At 72.5% G+C, this 18,206-nt stretch carries 16 protein-coding genes and 1 pseudogene; 10 read left to right on the top strand and 7 right to left on the bottom strand.

Annotated elements, in window-relative coordinates; genetic code table 11:
* Positions 1 to 334 precede the first annotated feature (334 nt).
* From ACJ9NR_RS07785 to ACJ9NR_RS07750, 8 genes and pseudogenes are all read left to right on the top strand, one after another.
* A pseudogene (locus tag ACJ9NR_RS07785) lies at positions 335 to 2,988 on the top strand (YfhO family protein).
* A gap of 21 nt (positions 2,989 to 3,009) precedes the next feature.
* Positions 3,010 to 3,960 carry a glycosyltransferase family 2 protein gene (locus ACJ9NR_RS07780; RefSeq protein ID WP_412489046.1) on the top strand — a complete coding sequence of 317 codons (951 nt, stop codon included), beginning with the start codon at positions 3,010 to 3,012 and terminating at the stop codon, positions 3,958 to 3,960.
* Positions 3,960 to 4,355 (top strand): GtrA family protein, encoded by a 396-nt coding sequence (locus tag ACJ9NR_RS07775; RefSeq protein WP_412489047.1) that lies wholly within the window; start codon positions 3,960 to 3,962, stop codon positions 4,353 to 4,355. The genes ACJ9NR_RS07780 and ACJ9NR_RS07775 overlap by 1 nt, the downstream gene beginning before the upstream one ends.
* A gap of 44 nt (positions 4,356 to 4,399) precedes the next feature.
* Positions 4,400 to 5,428 (top strand): N-acetyl-gamma-glutamyl-phosphate reductase, encoded by a 1,029-nt coding sequence (argC, locus tag ACJ9NR_RS07770; protein ID WP_412489048.1) that lies wholly within the window; start codon positions 4,400 to 4,402, stop codon positions 5,426 to 5,428.
* Entirely contained in the window at positions 5,425 to 6,576 is a 1,152-nt protein-coding gene (gene argJ / locus ACJ9NR_RS07765) for a bifunctional glutamate N-acetyltransferase/amino-acid acetyltransferase ArgJ (protein WP_412489049.1), read from the top strand. Before argC ends, argJ begins: the two co-directional genes overlap by 4 nt.
* Positions 6,573 to 7,481, top strand: coding sequence for an acetylglutamate kinase (argB, locus tag ACJ9NR_RS07760; protein WP_412489050.1), 909 nt, complete (start codon positions 6,573 to 6,575; stop codon positions 7,479 to 7,481). The genes argJ and argB overlap by 4 nt, the downstream gene beginning before the upstream one ends.
* Positions 7,478 to 8,683, top strand: a complete 1,206-nt coding sequence (locus ACJ9NR_RS07755; protein ID WP_412489051.1) for an acetylornithine transaminase — start codon at positions 7,478 to 7,480, stop codon at positions 8,681 to 8,683. Before argB ends, ACJ9NR_RS07755 begins: the two co-directional genes overlap by 4 nt.
* Before the next feature lie 7 nt (positions 8,684 to 8,690).
* Positions 8,691 to 9,230 carry an arginine repressor gene (locus tag ACJ9NR_RS07750; RefSeq protein ID WP_412489052.1) on the top strand — a complete coding sequence of 180 codons (540 nt, stop codon included), beginning with the start codon at positions 8,691 to 8,693 and terminating at the stop codon, positions 9,228 to 9,230.
* A gap of 175 nt (positions 9,231 to 9,405) precedes the next feature.
* On the opposite strand, the gene ACJ9NR_RS07745 is transcribed toward ACJ9NR_RS07750, so the two are convergent.
* The 5 genes from ACJ9NR_RS07745 to ACJ9NR_RS07725 form a co-directional block, all read right to left on the bottom strand.
* Positions 9,406 to 10,146, bottom strand: a complete 741-nt coding sequence (locus tag ACJ9NR_RS07745; protein WP_412490492.1) for an FAD:protein FMN transferase — start codon at positions 10,144 to 10,146, stop codon at positions 9,406 to 9,408.
* Between the two features lie 55 nt (positions 10,147 to 10,201).
* A complete protein-coding gene (locus ACJ9NR_RS07740) occupies positions 10,202 to 11,089 on the bottom strand; it encodes an FMN-binding protein (RefSeq protein WP_412489053.1) in 888 nt (295 codons plus the stop codon).
* A gap of 30 nt (positions 11,090 to 11,119) precedes the next feature.
* A complete protein-coding gene (locus ACJ9NR_RS07735) occupies positions 11,120 to 12,502 on the bottom strand; it encodes a ferredoxin reductase family protein (protein ID WP_412489054.1) in 1,383 nt (460 codons plus the stop codon).
* Between the two features lie 76 nt (positions 12,503 to 12,578).
* Positions 12,579 to 13,070, bottom strand: a complete 492-nt coding sequence (locus ACJ9NR_RS07730) for an FMN-binding protein (RefSeq protein WP_412489055.1) — start codon at positions 13,068 to 13,070, stop codon at positions 12,579 to 12,581.
* A gap of 19 nt (positions 13,071 to 13,089) precedes the next feature.
* Positions 13,090 to 14,442 carry a ferredoxin reductase family protein gene (locus ACJ9NR_RS07725; protein ID WP_412489056.1) on the bottom strand — a complete coding sequence of 451 codons (1,353 nt, stop codon included), beginning with the start codon at positions 14,440 to 14,442 and terminating at the stop codon, positions 13,090 to 13,092.
* Positions 14,443 to 14,591: 149 nt separating this feature from the next.
* On the opposite strand from ACJ9NR_RS07725, the gene ACJ9NR_RS07720 reads away from it, so the two are divergent.
* Complete coding sequence (locus ACJ9NR_RS07720; protein ID WP_412489057.1) at positions 14,592 to 15,332, top strand: response regulator transcription factor; 741 nt, start codon at positions 14,592 to 14,594, stop codon at positions 15,330 to 15,332.
* The gene (locus ACJ9NR_RS07715; protein ID WP_412512684.1) at positions 15,329 to 16,783 is read left to right on the top strand and encodes a sensor histidine kinase; all 1,455 of its coding nucleotides are present in this window, start codon (positions 15,329 to 15,331) and stop codon (positions 16,781 to 16,783) included. Before ACJ9NR_RS07720 ends, ACJ9NR_RS07715 begins: the two co-directional genes overlap by 4 nt.
* On the opposite strand, the gene ACJ9NR_RS07710 is transcribed toward ACJ9NR_RS07715, so the two are convergent.
* Both ACJ9NR_RS07710 and ACJ9NR_RS07705 read right to left on the bottom strand, forming a co-directional pair.
* Positions 16,770 to 17,486 (bottom strand): L,D-transpeptidase family protein, encoded by a 717-nt coding sequence (locus ACJ9NR_RS07710; RefSeq protein WP_412489059.1) that lies wholly within the window; start codon positions 17,484 to 17,486, stop codon positions 16,770 to 16,772. The two genes, ACJ9NR_RS07715 and ACJ9NR_RS07710, sit on opposite strands and share 14 nt — an antisense overlap.
* A gap of 3 nt (positions 17,487 to 17,489) precedes the next feature.
* Positions 17,490 to 18,077 (bottom strand): pyridoxamine 5'-phosphate oxidase family protein, encoded by a 588-nt coding sequence (locus tag ACJ9NR_RS07705; protein ID WP_412489060.1) that lies wholly within the window; start codon positions 18,075 to 18,077, stop codon positions 17,490 to 17,492.
* Positions 18,078 to 18,206: the final 129 nt, after the last annotated feature.

Here is an 18,206-nt window from a genome sequence, read left to right as displayed (position 1 = left end):
AGGCCCTTCTGACGACAGCGGATCCGGCGGCCAGGACGGCGCACGCCGGCATGACGACGGCCGGCGACCCGAGCAGGGCCGGGCGGGGCCGGGCAGGGCGGCAGCGCACGCATGCGCCCGAGCCTACGCCCGGCCGCCGGCGGCCCGCACACCGCGCCGGAATTCACGTGCGAAACACGCGACGGGGAAGTCGTGTTTCCCTGCCGTTCATTCTTTTATAAATCCCCGTGCGTATTCGGAACAGGCCCCACCACTTTCCGTGGACGGCACAACCAAACGGAAAGCCGGACCGTCTAAGCCGTCGAATCGATAAACCCGCGGGGAGAAACTAGGAATGGAACGCCCGACACTGTCCGCAGCCGTTTCGCGGGGCTCTTTCGCGCCGGGGAAGGCCGCCGCGCTGCTCGCCGCCGTCATCACCGGCGCCGCGCTCTGCGCCGCCGACACCGCCGCCCGCAGCCTCCGTTCGGCCCGAACACGCGCAGTGTCAACGACCTCGGCAACCAGTACGTGCCGTTCCACGCCCACCTGTGGGACCTGCTGCACGGACGGGCCGACGGCGGCCTCCTCGTCAACTGGCAGTCCGGCTACGGCTCCAGCTTCCTGCCCGACCTCGGCACCTATCTCGGCAGCCCGTTCGCGCTGCTGGTCGGCGTCTTCCCGCGGGACGAGATCGACCTCGCGGTGTACGTGATCACCGTGCTGAAGACGGCCTGCGCGGGCGCCGCCATGGCCTGGCTGCTGCTGAGCCTGCGCCGCGGGCGCTGGTGGGGAGCGGGGCTGCTGGGCGCCTCGTACGCCCTGTGCGGCTGGAGCGTCGCGGTCGGCTCGTACAACCCCATGTGGCTCGACGGCCTGATCGCGCTGCCCCTGCTGTGCCTGGTCGGCGAGTGGACACGGCGGCGACGGCACCCCGTGCTCGGCGTGCTGGTGGTCGCCCTCGCCTGGACCGCCAACTTCTACACCGCCTACATGGCCACCCTCGCCGCCGGCCTGGTGCTGCTGCTCAGGCTGTGGCTCGCCCGGCTCACGGGCCGGCAGCGGCTGGCGGCCGCGGGCCGGGCCGCCGGCACCGTCGTGCTGGGCATGGGCCTCGCCGCCCCGCTGCTGACCGTCGTCTACCTCGGCACCAGGCACGCCTTCCCGGGCCGGCACGTGCGGTTCCGGCCCGTGCCGGCCGAGGACCTGCTCGCCCGGCTGCTGCCGGCCACGTACAGCTTCAGCAGTCCCGCGGTCTACGCCGGCACCGCGGCGCTCGTCCTCGCCCTCGCCCTGCCCTTCCACCGCAAGGCTCCCCGGCGGGTGCGCGCCGGCTGGACGCTGCTGACCGCCGCGGTCGCGCTGTCGCTGCAGTGGGGCCCGACCCAGCTGGTCTGGCACGCCTTCGCCACCCCGCAGGGCAGCGCCTACCGCGAGGCCTTCGTGCTGTGCGCGCTGCTGGTGATCGCCGCCTGGCACACGCTGTCGTACGGACCGCCGGACCCGCGCGCCCTGGGCGCGGCGGGCGGACTGATGGTACTGATCACCGCCGCGGCGAGCCGCAGCGCCCTGGTGCACCCCGTCACCTGGGCGGTGTCCCTGCTCGCGGTCGCCGGCGCGCTGGGCGGACTGGCCCTGCTGCGGTACGCGGACGGGGGACGGGGCGCGGGGCCCAGCGCGGCCGGCGGGCGCCGCACCGTACTGGCCGGGCTCGCCCTGGCGCTGCTCTTCGGCGGGCAGTTCGGCGAGGCGATGGCCACCTCCGCCGTCGACACCCGGCTGCGGCTCGGGCACATGGACGACTACGCGCCCTGGGGAGCGCGTCAGCAGGCCCAGGCGAAGGCGGTCGCGGGAGCCGACGGCTGGCCCCGGTACCGCACCGACCCGGGGCGCGAACAGACCGTCGGCAACGACCCGCTGATGGTCGGCGGCCAGGGCGCCCAGTACTACAGCAGCCTCACCTCGGACGTCCTCAGCCGCACGCTCACCGCTCTCGGGGGCGGCTGGAGCTCCCGCGGGCGCAGCGTGCAGAGTCTCGACAACGCCGTCACCGACGCGATCTTCTCCGTCGGCGCACGGGTGCGCTCCCCGCCGGACCCGCACCAGAGCTGGTCCGAGCAGGACGGCGGCCGGCCCACCGTGACCCGGCAGGACGTGCCGCCCCTGGTCACCGTGCGCCCCTCCGGGGCGGGCCCGGCCGGCTGGGGCCCGTCGCCGTACCGCAACCAGGAGCTCCTGCTGGGCGCCCGCGTCTACACCGTGCCCCGGATCACCGTGCGGACCAGCAAGGGCCGGCCGCCGAGCCGGGACCCGCGGCACCCCGGGGTGCTCGTCGGCGTGCCCGGCCCCGGGTCCACCCGGCAGCCGACCATCACGGCCGCCTGCCCGGCCGGCAGCGGGCTCTACCTGTGGGCGCCGCACTTTCGGGGCACCGCGCGGCCGGCCGGCGGCGGCCCCACCGGGCGGTTCCGGTCCGACACCCGCGCCACCAAGATCGCCGCCATGCAGCGGCTGGGCACCGTACCGGCCTCCGGACGGGTGCGCATCGACCTGGCTCCGAAGGCCACCGGCACCGTCCCGGACGGCGCGGTCGGCTGCCTGGACACCGCCCGGCTGCACGCCGCCGTCGCCCGCCTGAAGGCCACCGGCGCCACCCGGGTGACCGTCTCCGGCGACTCCGTCCGCGCCGAACTGCCCGGCGGCAGCAGGGGAATCGCCGTCGTGGCGGCGCCCCGCATCGCCGGCTGGCGCTGCGCCACGGGCGACGCCGACCCCGTACCGGCGGGCGAGTACCACGGCCTGATCGCCGTGCCCGTCGACGGCTCGGCCACGAGTCTCACCTGCACCTTCCACCCGCCCGGGCTGCGGCTCGGCACCGCCGTCGGGGCCGCCTCGCTGCTGGCCCTGGCCCTGCTCGGCGTCCTCGCCGCCCTCCGCAGGCGGCGGGTCACCGTGCCACCGCCCATCACGACCACCGGACCGCGCGAGTCCGTGACCGGCGCCCGCTGACCGTCCTCGGGGAGAACACCCATGCTCATATCGATCGTCGCGCCCTGCTACAACGAGGAAGACGTCATCGAGCTCTTCCACGACCAGGTCCAGCAGGTCGCGGACCGGTTGCTGCCGCTGGGCCACGACATGGAGTTCGTGTACGTCGACGACGGCAGCCGGGACCGGACGCTGGCCGCCCTGCAGCGGCTGGCCGACCGGGACGCGCGCGTGCGCTACGTCTCCTTCAGCCGCAACTTCGGCAAGGAGGCGGCCCTGCTCGCCGGCCTGCGCCACGCCTCCGGCGACTGCGTGGTCGTCATGGACGCGGACCTCCAGCACCCACCCGAACTGATCACCCGCATGGTGAAGCTGCGCGAGGACGGCTACGACCAGGTCATCGCCAGGCGCACCCGGACCGGCGACCGGATGACCCGCACCCTCACCGCCCGCCTCTACTACCGGATCGTCAACCGCCTCGTCGACATCGAACTCGTCGACGGCGTCGGCGACTTCAGGATGCTCTCGCGCCGCGTGGTGGACGCGGTCGTGAACCTCAGCGAGTACAACCGCTTCTCCAAGGGCCTGTTCGCGTGGGTCGGCTTCCCGAGCACCACCTTCGAGTACGAGAACGCCGCCCGCGAGGCCGGCCGCAGCTCCTGGAGCTTCCGCGGCCTGCTCAACTACGGCCTCGACGGGCTGCTCTCCTTCAACAACCGGCCGCTGCGCGCCGCCCTCCACCTCGGCATGGGCCTGCTGGTGTGCGCCGGGCTGTACACGGCGTGGATCGTGGGCGCCGCGCTCGTCAACGGCGTGCAGACGCCCGGCTACGTCACGATCATCACCGCCCTCACCGGGCTCGCCGGGGTGCAGATGATCATGCTGGGGGTCATCGGGGAGTACACCGGCCGCATCTACTACGAGGTCAAACGGCGCCCGCACTTCCTGGTGAAGGCGACCAATGTGGACCGGGCGAAGGACCTCATTCCCTGATGTCCGGACAGACGAACAGGCAGCTGTTCACCTTCGCCGTGATCGGTGTCGTGAACACCGGAACGTATTACTGCGCCTATCTTCCGCTGCTCACCCGCTTCCCTTATCTCGCCGCGCATGTTCTGGCCACCGCGATCAGTATGACGGGGTCGTTTTTCCTCAACGCGCGCTTCACCTATCGCACCCGCCCGACGCTGCGGAAATTCCTGCTGTTCCCCCTGACCAACGCGGCGAATTTCCTCGTCACGACGGCGGGCGTGTACGTACTGGTCGACCAGCTGCGCCTGAGCAGCCGGTGGGCACCGCTGCTCGCCTCCCTCGGGGCGATCCCGGTGACGTTCGTCGTGTCCCGCTGGATCATGCTTCCCAAGGCCGAACCGGCCCGGATTGCATAAACCTGCAGTGAAACGTATAGTCATGCCACCTGGAGGAGGGTGACATGACGGTACGTGTGGCGGTGGCCGGAGCGAGCGGATACGCGGGCGGGGAACTCCTGCGCCTGCTCCTGGCGCACCCGGAGACCGAGATCGGGGCGCTGACCGGCAACGCCAACGCGGGTCAGCGGCTCGGCACGCTCCAGCCGCACCTGCTGCCGCTGGCCGACCGGATCCTCGAGGAGACCACCCCCGAGGTCCTCTCGGGCCACGACGTGGTCTTCCTCGCCCTGCCCCACGGCCAGTCCGCCGCCGTCGCCGAGCGGCTCGGCCCGGACGTGCTCGTCGTCGACATGGGTGCCGACTTCCGGCTCGAGGACGCGGCCGACTGGGAGCGGTTCTACGGCTCCGCACACGCCGGGAGCTGGCCCTACGGCCTTCCCGAACTGCCGGGTGCCCGCGCCCGGCTCACGGGGTCCAGGCGCATCGCGGTGCCCGGCTGCTACCCGACCGCCGCCACGCTGGCCCTGTTTCCGGCCTACGCCGCCGGCCTCGCGCGGGCCGAGGCCGTGATCGTGGCAGCCTCCGGCACCTCCGGCGCCGGCAAGGCACCCAAGCCGCACCTGCTGGGCAGCGAGGTCATGGGGTCCATGACGCCGTACGGCGTCGGCGGCGGCCACCGGCACACGCCCGAGATGATCCAGAACCTCAGCGGGGTCGCCGGCGAGCCCGTGCGCGTCTCCTTCACGCCGACCCTCGCGCCGATGTCCCGCGGCATCCTCGCCACGTGCAGCGCCCCCGCCGTCGCGGGGGCGACGGCCGAGTCCGTCCGCGCCGCCTACGACAAGGCCTACGCCGACGAGCCCTTCGTCCACCTGCTGCCCGAGGGCCAGTGGCCCGCCACGGCGTCCGTCCACGGTTCCAACGCCGTTCAGGTGCAGGTCGCGTACGACGGGGCCGCGGACCGCATCATCGCGATCAGCGCCATCGACAACCTCACCAAGGGCACCGCGGGCGGTGCCGTCCAGAGCATGAACCTCGCCCTCGGACTCGACGAGTCCACGGGGCTGACGACGATCGGAGTTGCGCCGTGAGCGTGACGGCAGCGAAGGGATTCACGGCCGCGGGCGTCGCCGCCGGGATCAAGGAGAACGGCAACCCGGACCTGGCCCTCGTGGTCAACACCGGGCCCCGCCGCGCCGCCGCCGGCGTCTTCACCTCCAACCGTGTGAAGGCCGCGCCGGTGCTGTGGTCGGAGCAGGTGCTCAAGAGCGGACAGGTTTCGGCGGTGGTCCTCAACTCCGGCGGCGCCAACGCCTGTACGGGCCCCAAGGGTTTCCAGGACACCCACGCCACCGCGGAGAGGACCGCCGAGGTGCTCGGGCGCGCGGCGATCGAGGTCGCCGTCTGCTCGACCGGCCTCATCGGCGTGCTGCTCCCGATGGACAAGCTGCTCACCGGAGTCGAGACGGCCGCGGCCCGGCTCTCCGAGCACGGCGGCGAGAAGGCCGCCATCGCCATCAAGACCACCGACACCGTCCACAAGACGTCCGTCGTGACCAAGGACGGCTGGACCGTCGGCGGGATGGCCAAGGGCGCGGGCATGCTCGCCCCCGGACTCGCGACCATGCTGGTCGTCCTCACCACGGACGCGGTCGTCGACGGCGACGTACTGGACAAGGCGCTCAGGGCCGCCACGAAGGTCACCTTCGACCGTGTCGACTCCGACGGCTGCATGTCCACCAACGACACCGTGCTGCTGCTCGCCTCCGGTTCCGCCGGAGTCACCCCGGAGCACGGCGAGTTCGCCGAGGCCGTACGGCAGGTCTGCGACGACCTCGGGCAGCAGCTGATCCGGGACGCCGAGGGCGCCAGCAAGGACATCAAGGTCGAGGTGATCAACGCGGCGAGCGAGGACGACGCCGTGGAGGTGGGCCGCTCCATCGCCCGCAACAACCTCCTCAAGTGCGCGATCCACGGCGAGGACCCCAACTGGGGCCGTGTGCTCTCCGCGATCGGCACGACGCGGGCCGCCTTCGAGCCCGACCGGCTGAACGTCGCGATCAACGGCGTGTGGGTGTGCAAGAACGGCGGCGTCGGTGAGGACCGCGAGAAGGTCGACATGCGCTACCGCGAGGTGCACGTCGTCGCCGACCTCGCCGCCGGGTCCGAGACGGCCACGATCTGGACCAACGACCTCACCGCCGACTACGTCCACGAGAACAGCGCCTACTCCTCATGAGCACCACGCGAAAGCACACCGCGCTGCCCAAGGCGCAGATCCTCATCGAGGCGCTGCCCTGGCTGGTCAAGCACAACGGCAAGACGGTCGTCATCAAGTTCGGCGGCAACGCCATGATCGACGAGGACCTGAAGGCCGCGTTCGCCCAGGACGTCGTCTTCCTGCACCACGCCGGCCTCAAGCCGGTCGTCGTGCACGGCGGCGGCCCGCAGATCAGCGCCGCCCTCGACAGGCACGGCATCGTCAGCGAGTTCAAGGCCGGCCTGCGCGTCACCACCGAGGACGCCATGGACGTCGTACGGATGGTGCTGGCCGGGCAGGTGCAGCGCGAGCTGGTCAACCTGCTCAACGAACACGGGCCACTGGCCGTGGGGCTGACCGGTGAGGACGCACACACCATCAGTGCCACCAAGCACCAGCCCGAGATCGACGGCGAGTTGGTCGACATCGGGCGGGTGGGCGAGATCACCGCGATCGACACGGGCGCGATCGAGGCCCTGCTCGCCGACGGCCGGATCCCGGTCGTCTCCTCGATCGCCCGGAGCCAGGACGACGGACATGTCTACAACGTCAATGCTGATACGGCGGCTGCGGCACTCGCTGCTGCGCTGGGGGCCGAGACGCTCATGGTCCTCACGGACGTCGAGGGTCTCTACGAGGACTGGCCCCGCTCCGACGAGGTGATCAGCCGCCTCACCGCTTCCCAACTGGAGAAGCTGCTGCCGGAGTTGAGCGCCGGCATGGTGCCGAAGATGGAGGGCTGCCTGCACGCCGTGCGCGGCGGCGTCAACACCGCCCGCGTCATCGACGGCCGGGTCCAGCACTCGATCCTGCTGGAGATCTTCACCGACGAGGGCATCGGCACGATGGTCGTGCCCGACGAGCAACAGGGGGGTGCCGTATGACGGGCACGGCGACGAACGCGGAGTTCGGCGAGCGGTGGCAGGACGCGCTCATGAACAACTACGGCACGCCGCTGCTGCCCCTCGTGCGCGGCGAGGGCACCAGGGTGTGGGACGCCGAAGGCAAGGAGTACCTCGACTTCGTCGGCGGCATCGCGGTCAACGCGCTCGGCCACGCCCACCCGGCGATCGTGGCGGCCGTGAGCCGGCAGATCGCCTCCCTGGGCCACATCTCCAACTTCTTCATGGCCGACCCGACGGTCACACTCGCCGAGCGGCTGCTCCAGCTCTTCGGCCGCGAGGGCCGGGTCTTCTTCTGCAACTCGGGCGCCGAGGCGAACGAGGCTGCCTTCAAGATCGGCCGGCTGACCGGGCGGACGCATGTCGTGGCCACCCAGGACGCCTTCCACGGGCGCACGATGGGCGCCCTCGCGATGACCGGCCAGCAGGGCAAACGGGAGCCGTTCCTGCCGCTGCCGGGCGAGGTGACGCACGTGCCGTTCGGCGACGCACAGGCCCTCGCGGCCGCCGTCACCGAGGAGACCGCGCTGGTGATCCTGGAGCCGATCCAGGGCGAGATCGGCGTCGTCACCCCGCCGCCCGGCTATCTCAAGGCCGCCCGCGCGATCACCGCCGCGACCGGAGCGCTGCTCGTCCTCGACGAGGTGCAGACCGGTGTCGGCCGCACCGGGCACTGGTTCGAGTACCAGGCGCACGAGGGCGTCCTGCCGGACGTCGTCACCCTCGCCAAGGGCCTCGGCGGCGGACTGCCGCTCGGCGCGACCGTCGCCTTCGGCCGGGCCGCCGACCTGCTGCGGCCCGGGCACCACGGCACCACCTTCGGCGGCAACCCGGTCGCCTGCGCCGCCGGCCTCGCCGTGCTCGACACCATCGGGAACGAGGGGCTGCTGGAGAACGTCAAGCGGCAGAGCGAGAAGCTGCGCGAGGGGATCGAGTCCCTGGGCAGCCCGTTGATCTCCCATGTCCGGGGGGCGGGCCTGCTCCTGGGTATCGTGCTCACCGAGCCCCTCGCGCCCCAGGCGCGCCAGGCGGCTCAGGAGGCCGGATTCCTGGTGAACGCGCCCGCGCCCGACGTCGTACGGCTGATGCCGCCGCTGAATCTCGGCGACGACGAGGTGGACGCGTTCCTCCGGGCGCTCCCCGGCGTCCTGGAACAGGCACACGGGGACGGATCCGGAGAATGAGACGACGATGAGCCAGGCGCAGGACGACGACCAGCACGCCGGGCCTGCCGTGCCGCAGACCCGCACCGCACGCCACCGCCGGATCGTGGACATCCTCAACCGGCAACCGGTGCGCTCCCAGAGCCAGTTGGCGAAGCTGCTCGCCGACGACGGGCTGACCGTCACGCAGGCGACGCTCTCCCGGGACCTGGACGAGCTCAACGCGGTGAAGATCCGCAACAACGACGGCGACCTCATCTACGCGGTCCCGAGCGAGGGCGGCTTCCGCACGCCTCGGGCCCCGCTCGGGGAGTCGGCGAAGGAGGAGCGGATGCGGCGGCTCTCCCAGGAGCTGCTGATCTCCGCGGAGGCCTCGGCGAACCTGGTGGTGCTGCGGACGCCCCCGGGCGCCGCCCAGTTCCTCGCCTCGGCCATCGACCAGGCCGAGCTGCAGGACATCCTCGGCACCATCGCGGGCGACGACACACTGCTGCTGATCAGCCGCGAGCCGACCGGCGGCCAGGCACTCGCGGAGCACCTGCTGCGGCTCGCCCAGAACGGCCACTGAGCGCAGGCGGTGGCTGGGCGCGGACGGGCACCGGGGGCGGACGGGCACCGGGGGCGGACGGCCGCCGGCGCCGACGAGTCCGGGGCGCGCGGTCGCACCGTGCGCCCCGGACTCGCATGGGGGTTCCAGCCCCGCCCGGTTCTCGTCCCGGCAGGGTTTCTCTCTCCGGCGGGCCTCAGCCCAGGCGGGCCGCCAGCCCTCCCGTGCAGCGGACCTCGTCGCCCGCCGTGATCAGGAGTGCCTCCACGTCCGGAAGGGACTCCAGCCAGCGCAGCCCGTCCCGCGAACCCCGCGCGAACGCGGCCGTGGCCCAGCAGTCCGCCCAGGTCAGCCGGGGGGCCACTACGGTCACCGCCACCAGGTCGGTCACCGCGGACCGGCCCGTGCGCGGGTCGACGATGTGGGTGCCGCGCTCGGCGGTGCCGGACGTGGCCACCGCCAGCTCCTCCGCACCCGCCGCGGACACGACCGCCGCGAGACCGCCCGGGCGCAGGGGGTCGGCCACCCCGACCCGCCAGGGCCGGTGCGGCTCGGGCGAGCCGAGCAGCTGGACGTCGCCGCCGCCGTTCATGCTCACCCCGCACACCCCGGGCGTCGCCGCGAGCAGCCGTGCCGCGCGCTCGGCGGCCCAGCCCTTGACGATGCCGGTCGGATCCAGCCGCCCCTCGTAGCGCATGCTGAACCAGCCGTCGCTGACCCGTTCCGCCTCGGCGCCCAGTTCCAGCACCTCGGCGACCTCCGGGTCGCAGTCCCGCAGGCTGAGCTCGCCGCGCGAGAGGCGGGAGAGCTGGCTGTCGTCGCGGTACATGCTGAACACCTCGTTCACCCGGTGCAGTCCGGCGACCGCCTCGGCCAGCGCCGCCCGCACCGCACCGGGTTCCCCGCCGCGGACGTCGAAGGAGAAGACGGTCCCCATGACCTCCTCCGCGTGACGCACCGCGGCGGGAGCCTCCGCCGATTCGGCCACCGGCTCAGCCACCGGCCTGGTCCAGCGCCGACTGGAGCGACTGCTTGTATCCGGTGCTGGTGTAGGTGGCACCCGACACCGAGTCGATGTTCGCGCTGCCGGCCGCCACCGCCTCCTGGTTGAGCCTGGGCACGGACATCGCGGTCTTCTGGTCGCTGAGGCCGCCCTTGGGCGCCTGGACGGCGTCGGCCTTGGTGATCCTGCCGTTGCTGACGGTGATACGGACCTGCACGGGGCCGTACTCGGTCTGCTCGACCTTGCCGGTGACGGTCCTGGCCTGGGTGGCGCCCCCGGAACCCTGGGACGAGCCGCCGCCCTGAGCGGAGCCACCGCTCTTGGACGATCCACCGCTCTTGGACGATCCACCGCTCTTGGACGAGCCGCTGCTCTTCGCCGCGCCGCCGCCCTTGGACGATCCCGCGCCCCGCGCGGAGCCGGCGCCCGCCTTCATCTTGTCGATCGCCGACTGCAGCGACTTCTTGTACCCGGTGCTGGTGTACGTCGCGCCGGACACCGAGTCGATGTGCGCGCTCTGCGCGGCGACCGCCTCCTGGTTGAGCTTGGGCACGGACATGGCCGTCTTCTGGTCACTGGTGCCGCCCTTGGGCGCCTGGACGGCGTCGGCCCTGGTGATCCTGCCGTTGCTGACGGTCAGGCGGACCTGGACCTTGCCGTACTGCGTCTGCACCACGTCGCCGTCGACCGTGCCGGACCCGGCCGCGCCGGTGCCGCCCTGCGGCGACTCCTGCGCGGCCGCGGTCTGCTGCGGGGCCGCGCCGGCCGCCGAGGCGTGCGGGTCGGACGCCGGCTTCAGCGACAGCAGCAGTACGACGCCCGACACGGTGGCCGCGGTGGCCAGCACGACACGCCGGATGGGGTGACTCTTCTTCATCGCTTTCCTGAGCTCCTGAAGTCCCGTCGCTCACATCTCGAACGACTCGTGATGGATGCGGCGGGCGGGCACTCCCGCGCCGCGCAGTGCTTCGTAGACGGACTGGGCGAACCCGGCCGGGCCGCACATGAAGACGTCGTGGTCGTCGATGTCGGGCAGTTTCTGCCGCAGCCGCTCCGCGGAGATGTCGGGGCGTTCGCCGTCCGGGCTGTTGACCGCGTACATCAGGCGGGCGCCGCGGTCGTCGGCGATGGCGGCGAGCTCGTCCCACAGGGCGAGATCCTGGGTGGTGTTGGCCCGGTAGAGCAGCGTGATGTCGCCGGCCGCGCCCGGCAGCGTCTCGAACAGCGCCCGCATCGGCGTGATGCCGACGCCGCCCGCGACCAGCAGCACCTTGCCGCGGCTGCGCCGCTGGGCGGTCATCGCGCCGTACGGGCCCTCGGCCCACACCGTGGTGCCCGGCGTCAGCTCGCGCAACCGGGCGCTGTGGTCGCCGATCGCCTTCACGGTGATCCGCAGCACGTCGGGGCGGGGCGCCGCAGACAGCGAGTACGGGTGGGAGCTGAACCGCATGCCCGGCGCCAGGAAGCGCCAGCGGAAGAACTGTCCCGCCTCGGCGCCCATCCGGTGCAGCTTCCGCCCGCTGATCAGCACCGACACGATGCCCGGCGTCTCCTCGATGACGGCCTCGACGCGCATGCGGTGGCGCAGGTTGAGCCGGATGGGGGTGAGGACCCGGTACCAGATCACCAGCGCGGTCACGACGCCGTACAGGGCGTACCAGAAGGTCTTCGCCATCGGCTCGACCGCGAAGTCGTTGCCGGTGGTGATCTGGTGCCAGAAGGTCAGGAACACCGCCCCGTACGTCAGCAGGTGGACGTGGTACCAGGTGTCGTACCCCATCCGGCGGCGCACCGGGCCGATCGAGGTCAGCCCGATGAGCACGAACAGACCCGTGCCGAGGGCCGCCTTGCCCATGTCCGGCAGCTGGTTCACGGAGTCGATCGTCTGCTGGACGATGCCGCCGAGCGACTTGCCCGCCTGCAGCGCGTAGCCCCACATGGTGAGGAAGACGTGCGCGGCGACGAGGCTCAGCGTGTAGCGGCCGCTCATCGCGTGCCAGCGCGCCACCCGGTCGGAGCCGACGCGCCGCTCCAGCGCGGGCACCCGCGCCATCTGCAGCACCACCAGCGCCATCAGATAGCCGGCGAGCAGACCGGTGATCCGGCCCGCGTTGAGGATCTTGCCGTTGCTGTCGGCGATGGAGGGCGTGTTGTGCCACCACAGCCACAGCACACCGACCGCGCCGGCCCCGACGGCCAGCAGCAGGACGGTCGCCGGGGAGCGGCGCGGGCGGATGCGGCGCATCGTCTGGCGGCGGGCGGCGCGGCCGCCTGCGAGCGTGGTGGTCACTGTTCCTCCGGGGCGGGGGCAAGGGGGGTGGGCGTGGTCCCTTGGCCCTGGAATACGTGCCACGGCGTCTGTGCGTTCAGCCACGTGCCGAGTCGAGTGCGGACTGAAGTGACTGGCGGTAACCGTCACTCGTGTAGGTGGCGCCCGAGACCGTGTCTATGTCGGCGCTCTGGGCCTGCAGGGCCTCGCTGCGCAGCCGCGGCAGGGCGAAGCTGTTGATCTCCTGGTCCCGGGGGTTGTCCGTCGGGTAGCTGACGGCGGTGACGTCGGTGAGCTTTCCGTTCTTCACCGTGATCCGGACCTGGACGGGGCCCCAGCGGGTCTGCACCGTGTCGCCGGTGACCGTCTTCGTGCCGGTGACGGCGCCCCCCGAGCTTCCGGAGCCACCGGAGCTCCCGGAGCCGCCGGAGGTGCCGGCGCTGGAACTGCTGGAGGGCGCGGGCACGGCCAGGCCCACGTCCGGGGTCGAGTGCGGCTTCAGCGACAGCAGCAGCACCATTCCGGAGACGGTGGCAGCACTCGCCAGCACGATCCGGCGCAGGGGGCGGTTCTTCTTCAACGCGTGCACGTCTACGGCCTCGCAGCTCTCAGAGTTCGAACGACTCGTGGTGGATACGGCGGTCCGGGACCCCGGCGGCGCGCAGCGCCTCGTATAGCTCGCGGGCGAAGCCGTGCGGCCCGCAGATGTACACGTCGTGTCCGGCCAGGTCCGGGACGCTCGCGCGCAGGGAGCGGGCGGAGAGGCTGGGACGCCGTCCGTCCGGTCCGTTCAGGGCGTACAGCACCTTCGCGCCGCGCCAGCGCGCGATCGCCTCCAGCTCCGCGCCCAGGGCCAGGTCCTCGGCCGTACGCGCCCGGTAGAGCAGGGTGACCTCGCCGGGCAGTGTCTCGAACAGGGCCCGCAGCGGGGTGATGCCGACGCCGCCCGCGATCAGCAGCGACTTCGGCGCGGTCTGCCGGTCCGCGGTCAGGGAGCCGTAGGGGCCCTCCGCCCACACGCGGGTGCCGGGCCGCAGCAGGGCGACGGCGGCGCTGTGGTCGCCGAGCGCCTTGACGGTGATCCGCAGCAGGTCCTGCCGCGGCGGCGCCGACAGCGAGTACGGCGTCGACGTCCAGCCCAGGCCCTCACCGAAGAACCGCCAGCGGAAGAACTGCCCGGCCTGCACGTCGAGCTCGTCCAGCCGGTGGCCCCGCACGACGACCGAGAACACACCCGGTGCCTCCCGGTGCACCGACTCCACCCGCAGCCGGTGCCGCAGGTTCAGCCGCACCGGCTCCAGCACCCGGTACCAGACCACCAGGGCCGCGACACCGAGGTAGAGCGCGTACCAGGCAGCCGTGGCGAGGGTGTGGCCGTTGAACTCGTTGCCGATGGTCAGCTGGTGGAAGAAGGCGAGGAAGACCGCGAGGTAGGTGAGCAGGTGGACGTAGTACCAGAACTCGTGGCTGATGCGGCGGCGCGCGGCCCGGGCGGAGGTGATGCCGACCGCGAACAGGATCAGCGTCCCGAAGGTCGCCTTCAGCATGTCCGGGTAGTCCAGCACCACGGTGGTCGTCTCGTGCCAGAGCGAGGCGCCGTCCTGCGCGGCGTAGCCGAGGAGGATCAGCACGATGTGCGCCACCAGCAGGGAGACCGTGTAGCGGCCGGCCATCGCGTGCCAGCGGGCCACCCGGTCGGAGCCGATGCGCCGCTCCAGCAGCGGCACCCGCGCCATCAGGCCGACCAGCACCGCGCAGGCGTAGCCGGTCAGCAGCCCGGCGATCCGCCCGGCCCCGGTCAGCCAGCCGGCCGCGCCGACCACCGACGTGGTGTCCACCCACCACATCGCCACCACGGCGGCGGCCCCGGCCCACAGCAGCGCGAGCACAGCACCCGCGGGGGAACGCCGGGCGGGCGGCGCCACGGCGGGTGCCGCCCGTCGCTCGTACATGGTGGTCATATGTGCGTCCTTTCACCTGTTCCGGACGCAACTGTGCCGGGCGAACCTCTCAGCAAGCTCTGAAAGGGACCCCGCCGAGCCCACTCAGAGGAAACTCAGAGCGCCACCCGTCGCCCGCCCGCCCCGGGAGGAGCGATGCTGGTAGGGCCATGAACACCACCCGCTCGGGCCGCCCCGCCCTGACCCGCCCCGACGGCACGCCGCTGCGTGTCCTCGTCGTCGACGACGACCCCGACCTCGCCGAGGTCCTCAGCGGCGCCCTGCGCTACGAGGGCTGGCTGGTCCGCTCGGCGGGCGACGGCGCCGCCGCCCTCACCGAGGCCACGGAGCTGATGCCGGACGCCGTCGTCCTGGACGTGATGCTCCCGGACACCGACGGCTTCGCCGTGCTGCGCTCCCTGCACGCCGTGAAACCGGACGTCTGCGTACTGTTCCTGACCGCGCGGGACGCGGTGGAGGACCGGATCGCGGGCATCACCGCGGGCGGCGACGACTACGTCACCAAGCCCTTCAGCCTGGAGGAGGTCGTGGCCCGGCTCCGCGGGCTGCTGCGCCGCGCCGGCATGGCCCGGCAGCAGGAGGAGGGGCCGCGGATGACCGTGGGCGACCTGGTCATGGACGAGGAGGCCCGCGAGGTGACCCGGGCCGGCGAGCTGATCGAGCTGTCCCCGACCGAGTTCGAACTGCTCCGCTTCCTGATGCGCAACCCCCGCCGGGTGCTCAGCAAGGCGCAGATCCTCGACCGGGTGTGGTCCTACGACTTCGGCGGCCGCGCACACGTCGTCGAGCTGTACATCTCGTACCTGCGCAAGAAGGTGGACGCGGGCCGGGAGCCGATGATCCACACGGTGCGCGGCGCCGGTTACGTCCTGAAACCGGTGAGCCCGTGACCCTCCCGCGGCGTCTGCCGCGCCCCCGCACGCTGCGGGCCCGGCTGACCTTCGGCCTGGTCGTGCTGCTCGCGGTCAGCTGCGCCGCGGTCGGCGTGGCCGCGGTGATCGAGCTGGACGGCTTCCTCATCAGCCGCCTGGACCAGCAGCTGGCCCAGGCGGGCACCCACTTCCCGGAGAGCCTGGAGCACAAGGGGCAGCTGCCCGACGACAACGACGGCGACGAGCACGGCGACACGCGCAGGCAGGCCACCGGCACGTTCGGCGCCCGCCTGGTGGGCGACGACGTCACCAACGCGGCGGTGGTCCGGCCGGGCGCCGTGACCGACGTCCCCCTCACCGAGGGGGACAGGGACCAGCTCCTCTCGGTCCCGCCCAACGGCAAGGCGCACACCGTGCGCCTGTCCACCCTGCGCGCCTACCGGGTCGTGGCCTATCAGGGGCTGGACGGCGACACCCTGATCACCGGTCTGCCCCTGGAGCCGGTGGAGGCCGCCGTCCACCGGCTGGAGCTGGTCGCGGCGATCGTCTTCGGCGCCGCCCTCACCGTCACCGGTGTCGTCGGCGCCTTCTGGGTGCGCTGGTCGCTCCGCCCGCTCAGCCGGGTCGCGGCGACGGCCACCCGGGTCAGCGAGCTGCCGCTGGCCAGCGGTGAGGTGGCCCTGCCGTCCCGGGCCCCGGAGTCCGACCCGCGCAGCGAGGTCGGCAGGGTCGCCGCGGCCTTCAACCGGATGCTGGGCCACGTCGAGGACGCGCTGACCAAACGGCACGCGAGCGAGGAGCGGCTGCGCAGTTTCGCCGCCGACGCCAGCCACGAGCTGCGCACCCCGGTCGCCTCGGTGCGCGGGCACGCGGAGCTCGCCCTGCTGCACCCCGACCCGGTGCCGCCGGCGATCACCCGCGCCCTGGAGCGCATCGCCGCCGAGTCCGGCCGGATGGGCGCGATGGTCGACGACCTGCTGCTGCTGGCCCGGCTGGACGCCGGCCGTCCCCTCGAGCGCCTTCCCGTCGACTTGACCCGTCTGGTCCTCGACGCCGTCACCGACGCCCGCGCCACCGGCCCCGGCCACCGCTGGACCCTGGAGCTGCCCGAGGAGCCGGTCACCGTCACCGGCGACGACCACCGCCTCCACCAGGTCCTGGCCAACCTGCTGGCCAACGCGCGTACGCACACACCGGTCGGCACCAAGGTGACGGTGTCCCTGGAGACCGAGGGCGCCACGGCCGTCATCATGGTGCACGACGACGGCCCGGGCGTACCCGAGGACATCCGCTCCGGCGTCTTCGAGCGCTTCACCCGGGCCGACCGCCGCCGCTCCGGCGCCCCCGGCGCCGGAGCGGGCCTGGGCCTGTCGATCGTGGCGGCGGTGGTGGAGGCGCACGGCGGGAGCGTCGGTCTGGAGAGCCGGCCGGGCTCGACCACCTTCACCGTGCGGCTCAGTACCGCCTGATCGCCGTACGCCCGCCCGTCGTCCCGATGGCGATGTGCGGGCCGCCCGCGGGGCGCACCCAGGTGAGGATCCGCCGCATCGCGTCTGCCGGCACGGACACACAGCCGGCCGTCGCCCCGCGCCCGTCGACGTGCAGGAAAATACCGGCGCCGCGGCCGCGCACCCGCGTGCGGTAGTTGAAGCCGATGACGAGCGCGTGCGCGTACTGCGTCGGATACGAGACCAGACGCTCCGACTCCGACGCCCGGCAGTCGGCCGGACGCGGTTCGGTCCAGCGGTTGTAGGAGCGCGAGGCGTTGTCCTCGCACCACCATGAGTCCCGGTGCACCGGGCGGTACGCGTAGCGGGTCCCGGCCGGTGCGGCCTCGATGCCGAAGGCGAAGGGCAGGTCGTACAGACCGGTGGGCGTGGTGCTGGTGTTCTGCCTGCGGGACGCGCCCTCGACCAGCCCCTTGGCCCCGAACCGGGCGGCGGCCGAGCCGGCCCGCACCCAGCGCCCGCCCCGCCGGTCCCACCAGGTCACCGTGCCGGTCGTCGAGCCCGTCCCGGCCGCCACGGCGGTGATCAGCTGTGTACCGCCCCCGGTGTCGGCCATGCGCGCGGGCAGCGGCGGGCCGGCGGCCGAGGCGGGCGGTACGGCGCCGAGCACGAGCACGAGGAGGGAGGCGGACACCAGGGCACCCGCGGCCGGAGCGGTTCGCATGGCTCAGACCGTAGACGGGGGCAGCGGCAACGGCAGCCCGGGTAGGCCGTCCAGGCTCGTGGCGATGTGCTCCTTCCTGGTGAAGTACGCGTCGAGCGAGACGTCGTCCTCGCGCGCGAAGCGCCTGCCGTGCAGGTCGCGGTCCTCCTCGTAGGCCATGAAGGGCACCGCGTAACCGCAGGTGTCGCGGATGAGCTCCGCCGTCACGACGATGATCGCGCGCAGTCCGTGCCGGAAGCCGTCGATGTCCGGGAAGCGGGTGAGCAGTTCCTTGAAGCGCGGGTCGTCACGGAAGACCGGCTCGCCCCGGCCGTGCACCCGCACGATGTTCGGCGGACCCTGGAAGGCGCACCACATCAGCGTGATCCGCCCGTTCTCCCGCAGGTGCGCGATCGTCTCCGCGTTGGATCCGGCGAAGTCCAGGTAGGCGACGGTGTGTTCGTCGAGCACCACGAAGGAGCCCTTGAGGCCCTTGGGGGAGAGGTTGACCGTGCCGTCGCCCGACAGGGGCGCGGTCGCGGTGAAGAAGAGGGGCTGCTCCTCGATGAAGGTGCGCAGCCTGCCGTCGATGCCCTCGTATGTTTTTCCCACGCTTCATGAGTATGCGCGCAAGTCTTTCGTCTGTCTAAGGAATTCTCTCTGAGGGATTGCGCCGATGTCCACGGACGTGCGCCGCCGACCGGTCGGCGGCGCACGTCCGTGGCCGCCCCGGCCGGCGCT

Source organism: Streptomyces sediminimaris (assembly GCF_047049295.1).
Lineage (GTDB): Bacteria > Actinomycetota > Actinomycetes > Streptomycetales > Streptomycetaceae > Streptomyces > Streptomyces sediminimaris.
Note: the sequence above shows the minus strand (reverse complement) of the source record. Positions and strands in the feature narration are given on the sequence as shown.

Excerpts from the sequence above, each read along its gene's own strand:
- ACJ9NR_RS07710 (WP_412489059.1), bottom strand. The coding sequence starts at position 17,486 with ATGCGAACCGCTCCGGCCGCGGGTGCCCTGGTGTCCGCCTCCCTCCTC.
- ACJ9NR_RS07780 (WP_412489046.1), top strand. The coding sequence starts at position 3,010 with ATGCTCATATCGATCGTCGCGCCCTGCTACAACGAGGAAGACGTCATC.
- ACJ9NR_RS07720 (WP_412489057.1), top strand. The coding sequence starts at position 14,592 with ATGAACACCACCCGCTCGGGCCGCCCCGCCCTGACCCGCCCCGACGGC.
- ACJ9NR_RS07755 (WP_412489051.1), top strand. The coding sequence starts at position 7,478 with ATGACGGGCACGGCGACGAACGCGGAGTTCGGCGAGCGGTGGCAGGAC.
- argC (WP_412489048.1), top strand. The coding sequence starts at position 4,400 with ATGACGGTACGTGTGGCGGTGGCCGGAGCGAGCGGATACGCGGGCGGG.
- argB (WP_412489050.1), top strand. The coding sequence starts at position 6,573 with ATGAGCACCACGCGAAAGCACACCGCGCTGCCCAAGGCGCAGATCCTC.
- ACJ9NR_RS07750 (WP_412489052.1), top strand. The coding sequence starts at position 8,691 with ATGAGCCAGGCGCAGGACGACGACCAGCACGCCGGGCCTGCCGTGCCG.
- ACJ9NR_RS07745 (WP_412490492.1), bottom strand. The coding sequence starts at position 10,146 with ATGGGGACCGTCTTCTCCTTCGACGTCCGCGGCGGGGAACCCGGTGCG.
- ACJ9NR_RS07740 (WP_412489053.1), bottom strand. The coding sequence starts at position 11,089 with ATGAAGAAGAGTCACCCCATCCGGCGTGTCGTGCTGGCCACCGCGGCC.
- ACJ9NR_RS07725 (WP_412489056.1), bottom strand. The coding sequence starts at position 14,442 with ATGACCACCATGTACGAGCGACGGGCGGCACCCGCCGTGGCGCCGCCC.
- ACJ9NR_RS07775 (WP_412489047.1), top strand. The coding sequence starts at position 3,960 with ATGTCCGGACAGACGAACAGGCAGCTGTTCACCTTCGCCGTGATCGGT.